This is a genomic window from Alkalibacterium gilvum, assembly GCF_900109085.1.
Lineage (GTDB): Bacteria > Bacillota > Bacilli > Lactobacillales > Carnobacteriaceae_A > Alkalibacterium > Alkalibacterium gilvum.
On record NZ_FNYW01000052.1, the window covers coordinates 1 to 9,689 of the forward strand.

A 9,689-nucleotide genomic window follows, 5' to 3' on the forward strand; every position below is an offset into this window, starting at 1 on the left:
CCAAGGCTGGGCTTATCAAATGCAAGCTTATGGAGAAGAATTAAATGATAATAAGATTTTCCAGAGCATGTCCCGTAAGGGAAATTGTCTCGATAACAGTCCAATGGAAAACTTCTTTAGTATCTTGAAACAAGAAATGTATCACGGACGTATTTATAAAAGTTATGAGGAATTAGAAAAAGCAATAGGCAACTATATTTATTATTACAACAACTATCGAATGAAAGAAAAACTTAATTGGTTAAGTCCGATTGAATACCGTTTATCACCACCTTATTTAAAACAAAGCGCATAAAAAAACAGAGTAGGATTATCTACTCTGTTAAAAAGTCTAACTTTTTGGGGTCACTATACTTGTTCCCGGTCTTTTTTACATAAAAAAGTCACATTCCTACTCCTAAAATTCAGTTTAGTAGCATAGCATTCTGTTCTCTGATTTGGTAAACTATAACGAGTATATAGAGAAGGATTATTATATGTATGGGTCCTGATAAAAACTATATATGATGCTAGAGGAGGAAAAAAAGTGAAAGTAGCTAAAAAAAAGAAAAACAATAAAAAGAAGTCACATATTCCTTTTCGATTAAATTTATTATTTTTTATTGTGTTCTTACTTTTTTCAACATTAATATTACGCTTAGCGTATTTACAAATCGTCCGTGCTGAAGAGTATAAAGCGGAAGTGGAACGGACTGAACAAACAACGATTACTGGTAGTGTCCCTCGCGGAGAGATATTTGATGCAAATTTAAATAAGTTAGTAGGAAATGAAGCAAGACATACGATTACTTACACACGTGGAAGCAATGTGCCTGCTGCACAAATGGCATCTGTCGCCTATGAGTTAGCGGAGTATATAGACATGCCGCACACCACATCCTTTGAAGTAGATCGTCAATTTGATTTAAGCGAAAGAGATTTGAAAGATTTTTTCATTGCTCGAAATCAAGAAGAAGTTAGAGACCGCCTGAATGATGACGAACAAAAATTATCTGGATCAAAATCCTATAGTGCTATGTTAGAGAAGGTAGAGGAATCAGAAATCCTATCGTACGAAGAACGAGAATTGGATGCAGCGATCATATTTAAAAAAATGAATGCTGCGTATTCGTTAAGCACAGTGAATATAAAAAATCAAGATGTTACGGAATCAGAAATTGCACGTGTCAGTGAAAACCTAGATAAATTTCCTGGAGTTGATACAGGAACAGATTGGGCAAGGTATTATCCGGAAGGCGATATGCTAAGTTCGATTCTGGGTGTGGTTACTTCTGAAGATCAAGGTGTCCCTGAATCAGAATTAAAGACCTATCTTGCAAAAGGGTACTCTAGAAATGATCGGGTAGGAAAAAGTTATTTAGAGTCAGAATATGAAACTGTTTTAAGTGGGACAAAATCCCGAATCGAAACTGAAACGAATACGAATGGTGATATTATTAATCAAATCCAACAATATTCTGGGCAAAAAGGGGACAATTTAATATTGACCATGGATATTGATTTCCAAGAAACCGTTGAGGAAATCGCTATTGATTCATTAGATCAACGTCAAGGTTTAAATAACAGTATTTATATTGCAGCTATGGATCCGAGTAATGGTGACGTTCTCGCTATGACGGGGAAAGAAATCGATAAAGGCGAAGTTAAAGATATTACATACGGTGTCTTTAACCATAACTTCAATATGGGTTCATCTATAAAAGGGGCAACCGTATTGTCAGCTTATATGGATGGTGTCTTGAATTCCAGTAACAATGTGATTGTTGACCAGCCTTTAAATATAAAAGATTCCAATTCTATTTCCTCTGTTTTTAATCGCTATGGCGCTGAGCCAGTCAATGATATCATGGCTTTGGAAGTGTCATCCAACGTTTATATGGCCCGACTTGCGATGAGGATGGGTGGGGTTTATGATTACAGTAAGAATATGTCCTTGAACATTAGCGGACAGAAACTTTTAGATAAGCAAAGAGAATATTTCCATCAATTTGGGCTTGGAACGGCTACAGGCATTGATTTACCATTGGAATCAACCGGATTGGAAGGAGCTGCCAGCGTTCCCGGCGGTCTATTTTTCTCTTTTGGACAGTACGATACTTATACTCCTCTCCAACTTTTACAGTATGCATCAACAATTGCTAACGGTGGGACGCGAATAGCACCACGATTAGTCTCTGAAATTCGCGATACGAATACGGAAACGGGTAGCGTTGGGTCATTGAAAACAGAAATACCAACGAAAGTACTCAATACAGTGAATGTCTCTGAAGAAGCTATGGAGCGTGTTCAAGAAGGTTTTTATAGGGCAGTGAATGGTAGTAGAGGGACGGCTAGAAGCTATTTTGCCGGAACATCTTATGCATCTGCGGGAAAAACAGGAACGGCTGAAGCCTTTTATTGGGATGATGACAAGAAAGAAATTACCGAAAGTGTCATAAATATAACATACGTTGGTTATGCACCTCATGATGATCCAGAGATAGCTGTTGCTGTTGTCGTACCTAATTTACCAACAACTGGACGGACGAATCGAGAAAACACGAAGGCTGCAAGACGGGTATTGGATGCTTATTTCAAAGAGGGTGAATTCAAAGTTGATTCTCCTAGTGAAGCATTAGAATCTGTAGAAGATTTAGCTGATGAAGCGGAAGATTTGGCAACAGAAGAAGACCCTGAGGAAGTAAACGAAGAAGCAGGCGATGGTACTGCAGAATAAGAATGACTATAATGAGAACATGCTACGAGCGTTTGTAGCATGTTCTTTTTGTTTCAGTTTATTAAAGACTACAGAAATTTATATGTATGATTTAGTTACTGTTGTAAGTTTAAAGGAGTTCGGACAGCTGTAGATACTCTTCAGCTAAAACCTGTCGAAGATTACAACCTTCGGCTCATTCAATTGTATCTCAATAGATTATTGTCCGAAGATTGTCCGTGTTCGGACAATTTCATATAATATGGTGACTGAACCTGTCAAACATGAGAAACTTCGGTCGATTCAAGATACTGCAACGTTAAAACTGTCCGAAGTTAGCTCGAGTACGGACAGTCATTAGTATCTTAAAAAGCGAACCTGTCAAACATCGCAGACTTCAACCGTTTCATTCAAAAATATCTATTTATCATGTCGAAGTATATCAAAACATAGCGAATGAAAGAGCATGACTATAAAGTTTATGCCTATTCACAATGCTTATGACCAAAAGGTATTCAAAATTGAGCGCTAAGGGGAAAAGCCGTATATTTGTATCAACCTAATCCAGTTTCAAGTTTTTTGCATACAAAAACGGAAGATAAAAGAGAGTCTTTTATCTTCCGTACTTAAGTTTTAAACTAATTATTTAGTTTCGCGGTGCAAAGTTACTTTGCGTTCGCGTGGGCAATATTTTTTAGCTTCCAAACGCTCAGTATTATTACGTTTGTTTTTTGATGTTAGATAGTTACGTTCTTTACACTCTGTACATTCCAAGGTAATGTTTACTCGCATGATTGTCCCTCCTATTATTCCTGTTTTGAAGGCTATCAAACATGTTAGGGTATCTAGCCTTATACCTTGACTAGAATACCATAATTTAACTGTAATTGCCAATATTTTTTTATATTACACTAATTATTTCTGATACTATTTTTAAAAAAATACTAAGATCTCTTAAAAAAATGATGTTTAATTTACTTGAATTGACACAATTATTTAAAAGATGGCAGTGTAAGTATACCGCAACAGCTACAATGCTTTTACATAGTTATCTAGTGGTATAAACTTTATGATAGGTTCAACATTACAAATGTTGAATAAAGCTTAGGTTTTTTTGTGAATAATGATTTATAGATTGGGCCAAAGCAAGTGGGTATGCTATACTATTTAGAGAAAGTAGCAAGGGAGATATTAATGTGAATTATAAAACACAACTCAAGATTGAGAGATGGAAACAGGGTCCGTTTATCACGTATTCAATCCTCGCTATAACAGGATTTATGTATTTATTACAGGAAATACTTGGCGGAAGCACGAGTCAATGGGTTTTGATTAAATTAGGAGCAAAAGTAAATGAACTCATTGTATTAGGTGATTGGTTTCGTCTGATTACACCGATGTTTTTACATATCGGACTGACGCATATTTTATTCAATGTATTAATTGTATATTTTTTAGGTATACAACTTGAATCTATTTTTGGGCATTGGCGGTTCTTATTACTTTATTTTTTAAGCGGTATAGTAGGGAATGCTACAAGTTTTGCATTTAATTCAAGTATTTCAGCGGGTGCAAGTACAGCCATTTTTGGTCTCTTCGGTTCGACGTTGGTTCTTGTAAAACTCTTCCCAGGACAGCCACAAATGAAAGCAATGGCTAAAAATTTCACACTACTGATTGTACTAAATTTAGTTTTCGGTATTTTTAATTCTGGAATCGATATGGCAGGTCACATTGGTGGTTTAGTCGGCGGTTATCTTGCGGCATTCGCCCTATCAACACCAACAGCTTGGCGTACGGATAAAAAACAGCAATTAATGTATGCGTCACTATTATTTATCGTCTTTTTAGTTTTAATTATCATAGGATATAATAAATACATTCCTATATTAAATTTCTTTTTTTAAAAATTACTAAATAATGGAGGAAAATAGATATGGAAAATAAAAATATTATTGGTGTTGACTTGGGTGGTACAACAATAAAGTTTGCTATTACAACAAGGGAAGGTGAAATTTTAGAAAAGTGGAGCATTAAAACGGATCCAAGTGACGAAGGCTCTCATATTACCCCCTCTATCATACATTCGATTAATAGTTATATGAGTCAAAATAACCTTAAAGCGAGTGATTTTTTAGGTATTGGAATGGGATCACCAGGTACTGTTAATAAGAAAAAAGGGACAGTCATTGGTGCATATAATTTGAATTGGAAAACGGAGCAACCTTTGGAGGAAATGATCAAAGGACAAACGGGTATTCCATTATACATTGATAATGATGCCAATGTCGCAGCTTTAGGCGAACAGTGGGTCGGCGCAGGTAATAATGAACCGGATGTTGTCTTTATTACTCTCGGGACAGGAGTCGGCGGTGGTGTCATTGTGAATGGTGAACTTGTGCACGGTGAAATAGGTGCAGCGGGAGAAATCGGCCATATGACTGTTGATCCAACCGGTTATGAATGTACATGTGGGAAAAAGGGATGTTTGGAAACTGTGGCCAGTGCTACGGGGATTAAAAGAATTGCTACAGATGACGCTGCTTCTTTTGAACAAGACACTCCACTGAAAGCATCCGTCTTAGCTGGAGATAATATTAATGCCAAAATTATACTTGATGCTGCTAAAGATGGAGATGCATTTGGTCTTGCTGTAATTGAGAAAGTCAGCAATTACTTAGGGCTTGCGTGTGGAAATATTGCAAACTTGCTCAATCCTTCGACAATAATCATTGGTGGGGGCGTATCTAAAGCTGGAGAATTCCTAGCTGACTATATCAGAAAATACTTAGCTGTATATGCTTTTCCGACAATACGTAAAAGTACGAAGATTCGTATCGCAGAATTGAGTAACGACGCTGGTGTTATTGGAGCGAGTTCATTAGTACTAAAAGAGGCGATTCATAAGTCAAATAAATAACAGATATATCCTTTTTTTTGTTAAGATTATCTTATAATGTATGAATATAAAAGAGGTGATAACTGTGATAAAAAAAAGATTTCATTATATAGATGGGATCCTTCGTTTAATATGTTGTTGCCTATTTTTATTCGCTTGTTCAACTGAAAAGAGTGAAGCCCCTGGTGAAGAACAAGAACAAACCTCGAATAATGGCAACCAGGAACTGGCTTCTTTAGATATCGATTATCGCCTTTTTCAAAAAGTGGTGGGCTGGCTTGATAATGAGACACTGCTCGTTCATATAGGTGATTCAGAAACACAACAACTTGTCACTTTTGATATATTTACTGGCAATATAAACCAGATATATAGCGTCGACTCTTTCATCCTCACTGTAGAGCTGAATCAAGCTAAAAATAAGATTTTACTTCAAGAAATAAAAAATGAACAAACCTCATTTAAAATTGTTACATCAGAAGGGAACCTTATCCAGTCAACTGAATTTGAATTTGCTAGTTATGTAAATTTCCACTGGAACCCTTTGAGTAATAACACAGTATTCGTATCGCATTATAGTTTTGATCCTGAATCGGAAACAGAAACAATCAATGTGTATAATTGGGATATTGAAAATGATAGTTTTTCGAGAAAGAAAATTCCTTCACTGTCCCCAAAATGGTATACAGAAAACATTTATCTTTATGTAGATGAGATGAATGATGGTGGCCTGTACATTGGTGATATCAGGAAAGACAAGCAAGACATGATGATTAACCAGGATATTTCTAATTTTTATATCAATCAGGACACGTTTATTGGGTTAGTGGAATCAGATATTACAGAGAATGAAGTTTTGCTTTTTCATGAATATCCCTTTTTATTAGGTGATAAAGTTATTAGTATTCCAAAAGTTACAATGAACGATAAGCCAATTAAGTTGAATTTTACTCAGTCAGCGCGCAACGGTAAAATCTACGGTGTTATACCTAATCAGTCTTTTGTAGTGGAAGAAGAATTGGGGAGTTATCATTTGTCACGCTTAAATTTTCAAAAGGAAGCAAGACATGACATTCTAGAACTACCGGAAAATGCGCCTATTGCTTTAAGCCCTGATGAAGAACACCTCCTTTACGGCTGGCGATTAGAAAATATTGTTGATTTATCTGATCCCGAATTGATAGAACTACTGGAAATTTTAAACTAAAATAAGACTAGAAAAATAGAGTGTATTGCTGTAAAATGTTAAGTGAAATACATGAGAGGGGAAGTTTGTTTTTGAATACTTGGACAATCGTTACTATTGTTTTATGGGTTTTAATCATTGCTTATGCTGGATGGGAACTCTTGCAATACTTTAAAAGAAAAAAAGCTGCAACATCTTTAGATAATGAAACGTTTAAAGAAGACATGCGACGCGCTCAAATCGTTGATGTAAGGGAAAAAGATGTTTTCAATTCTGGACACATTTTGGGAGCACGTAATATCCCATATTCTCAATTGAAACAACGTTCAGGCGAGTTACGTAATGACCAGCCTATTTATTTGTATGAGAAAAAAAGAACAATGAGTTATCGAGCAGCTTTACTGTTAAAAAAACAGGGCTTTGCTAATTTATATGTTTTAGAAGATGGCTATTCCGGATGGGATGGAAAAATCAAACGAAAAAAGCATGTTAATTAGTTCATTAATATGTTTCAATGTAATTTAATAATAAAAAAAAGGAAATCTCAGAGATTTCCTTTTTTTATTAGCAGGCCATTTGCATATAATTCATCTTGAAACTCAATTAAACAATGAAGAAGGAGTAGACACGTGAGAAATAAAAGAACGAAAATCAGTAGAGTAGGAGCTAATGCTCTAAGAAATCAACTGAATCGTCGGGACAGAAATGAAGTGCCGATTTCTTGGGTTTATACTGCTTTGTTTATGGGGACACTCGTGGTAATAATGAATCAAAATGCCATTAAAACAGCCTTGCCACAAATGATTATTGACCTAGGTGTAGTACCATCAATTGGGCAATGGACAATTTCAGGTTATACATTGGTCAAAGGCGTGATGGTTCCTATAACTGCTTTCGCTATGAATAAATTTCGTTCCCGGAATTTATTTATTTTAATGATGCTCTTTTTTGGGGCAGGATCTATTATTGCAGCTTCTGGTATTAATTTTTACATTGTTTTAGTAGGAACATTACTTCAAGGTGTTGCGGCTGGGATGGTCATTCCTTTAATGCAAACCATTATTTTAACCGTTTCTCCTATGGAAAAGCGGGGAAGCGCGCTTGGAATGATGGGGATTGTTCTTGGGTTTGGTGGAACACTCGGTCCAGCTTTAGGCGGTTTAATTGTTGATCAATTATCTTGGCATTTCATATTCTGGTTTTCATTTATTGGTTCTGTTCTTGTTATTCCTTTAGCACAACTCACGCTAACCGATGTCTTGCCGATGAGTGATCCGACGCTGGATTGGGTTTCGATTAGGCACTCACTCATTGGATTTGGCTTGTTGCTCTTTGGCCTGTCTGTCATGGGATCTGATGGCTTTAAATCTGTAACGGCCTGGGTTGGAATAATTATCGGTTTGTTCTTTGTCATCCTGTTTATTAAAAGGAATTTACAAAGTGAAGACCCTATGCTTAATGTTTCCCTATTTAAAAATAGAACGTTCAGTCTAGCTGTTATTATCGCTATGCTAGGTTTGATGGTTGTTACTGGCTTGACAAATGTAATGCCAATGTATATTCAAAGTGTATTGGGACGTTCGGCTACCTTGTCGGGCTTAATTATTTTACCAGGAGGACTACTTAAAGCATTTATCGCTCCAGTAACAGGGAAACTCTTTGATAAATATGGTATCAGAGTGATTGGTCCCTTAGGTGGTATTATAATGTTTAGTGGCACCTTATTGATGACATTTGTAACAGAAACGACCCCGATGTGGTATATAGCTGCGGTCTACCTATTTCTATCTTTAGGGTTTGGTATATTTAATATACCGGTTACGACGGCGGGGATGAATGCTTTGCCAGATAAAGAGATGAGCCATGCGACACCGGCTAGACAAACGGTTCGACAAATAGGATCAAGTTTTGCAATCACAATTGTATTTGCAACTATGTCGATTGTTTCGTCCGTTATTCATTCACCTTCTACAGGGGCTGAAGATATCGGATCTGATGTAAGTATATATGGTATTCAGGGTGGCTTTATATTGATAGCTGTTCTAGCATTCATTACTTTCATACTCACGCTTTTCTTAAGAAGTACACCCAAAAATAAACTATCAGTATAAACAAAGTCAACTCGCTTATTTTTTTAAACTAGAGCGGGTTGGCTTTGTTCCTTTATATGAAGCGCATTCTATTATGTTTTTTAAAAACTTCAAGAGAATAGACTAGAATGTCTTACTCGCGCGCTTACGACACTTGAGTGAACACTTTTCTGACTAGAATGTCTTACTCACGAGCTTACGACACTTGAGTGAACACTTATTTGACTAGAATGTCGACCTAATAATTTTCCAGTCATGTTCATTGAAGTAATGTGGAGACACTTTTGTAAAGTGTCTCTCCTTTTTATCAAGCTAAATGATTTACTTGAGTAAGTCGTTTATAATATACTAAAAAAAGATAATTTATTATGTCTTGGTCAAAAGATTATCGGAAAAATATTAAAAAAAGAACGGTTAGCCTTTAAAATATAACGCCTCAGTATGTAACTTAATATAAAAGAGTGTGTTCTTTAACTAGTGTTTACTGAACAAGTACTAAATTGATAAACCGACGAGTTTTAAATGGAAGACGCACGAAAAAAACTCCTAAAGTTTCGATCAAATAAAGCGCGCAGAAAGTTTCTTTGAATTTTGGATAAATTCAAAGAAACGATTGCTAAAGCAATCGTTGAAAAGGTCGTTTCGGCTAGACGTGTTCGAATCATTCCCAGCCCATGGCAGCGTTTGGCTAAGCTGAAGTCGCGCTCAACTTGGATACGGTCTCGATTATCTTTGTATTCAATCGTCTTGTCCACACGATCGTCTTTTTTGGGTCTCCCCAGTTTGGGTCCAGACAAGCGAATATGGTATTTTTTGCAA

General features: G+C 36.2%; 9 protein-coding genes. 7 read left to right on the forward strand and 2 right to left on the reverse strand.

Annotation, left to right across the window (positions count from 1 at the left end):
• The coding region (locus tag BMX83_RS09760; protein WP_143059530.1) for an IS3 family transposase at positions 1–295 on the forward strand (295 nt) is incomplete at its 5' end.
• Between the two features lie 231 nt (positions 296–526).
• Positions 527–2,716 carry a peptidoglycan D,D-transpeptidase FtsI family protein gene (locus BMX83_RS09765; RefSeq protein ID WP_091636525.1) on the forward strand — a complete coding sequence of 730 codons (2,190 nt, stop codon included), beginning with the start codon at positions 527–529 and terminating at the stop codon, positions 2,714–2,716.
• A gap of 621 nt (positions 2,717–3,337) precedes the next feature.
• Here BMX83_RS09765 and rpmG read toward each other — a convergent pair.
• Positions 3,338–3,487: a 50S ribosomal protein L33 gene (gene rpmG, locus BMX83_RS09770; protein ID WP_091636528.1), complete on the reverse strand. Its 150-nt coding sequence runs from the start codon at positions 3,485–3,487 to the stop codon at positions 3,338–3,340.
• A 404-nt stretch (positions 3,488–3,891) separates the two neighbouring features.
• Here rpmG and BMX83_RS09775 point away from each other — a divergent pair, with 404 nt between their 5' ends.
• The 5 genes from BMX83_RS09775 to BMX83_RS09795 all read left to right on the forward strand — a co-directional run bounded on the left by BMX83_RS09775 (position 3,892) and on the right by BMX83_RS09795 (position 8,891).
• A complete protein-coding gene (locus tag BMX83_RS09775) occupies positions 3,892–4,602 on the forward strand; it encodes a rhomboid family intramembrane serine protease (protein WP_245746662.1) in 711 nt (236 codons plus the stop codon).
• A 29-nt stretch (positions 4,603–4,631) separates the two neighbouring features.
• Positions 4,632–5,615 (forward strand): ROK family glucokinase, encoded by a 984-nt coding sequence (locus BMX83_RS09780; RefSeq protein WP_091636531.1) that lies wholly within the window; start codon positions 4,632–4,634, stop codon positions 5,613–5,615.
• 64 nt (positions 5,616–5,679) lie between these two features.
• Positions 5,680–6,801, forward strand: coding sequence for a YqgU-like beta propeller domain-containing protein (locus BMX83_RS09785; RefSeq protein ID WP_091636533.1), 1,122 nt, complete (start codon positions 5,680–5,682; stop codon positions 6,799–6,801).
• Between the two features lie 71 nt (positions 6,802–6,872).
• A complete protein-coding gene (locus BMX83_RS09790) occupies positions 6,873–7,277 on the forward strand; it encodes a rhodanese-like domain-containing protein (protein ID WP_245746663.1) in 405 nt (134 codons plus the stop codon).
• Positions 7,278–7,409: 132 nt separating this feature from the next.
• The gene (locus BMX83_RS09795) at positions 7,410–8,891 is read left to right on the forward strand and encodes a DHA2 family efflux MFS transporter permease subunit (protein ID WP_091636538.1); all 1,482 of its coding nucleotides are present in this window, start codon (positions 7,410–7,412) and stop codon (positions 8,889–8,891) included.
• 497 nt (positions 8,892–9,388) lie between these two features.
• Here the strand turns inward: BMX83_RS09795 and BMX83_RS09800 are convergent.
• Positions 9,389–9,689: transposase (locus tag BMX83_RS09800; RefSeq protein WP_143059531.1), on the reverse strand; the 301-nt coding region annotated here is incomplete at its 5' end.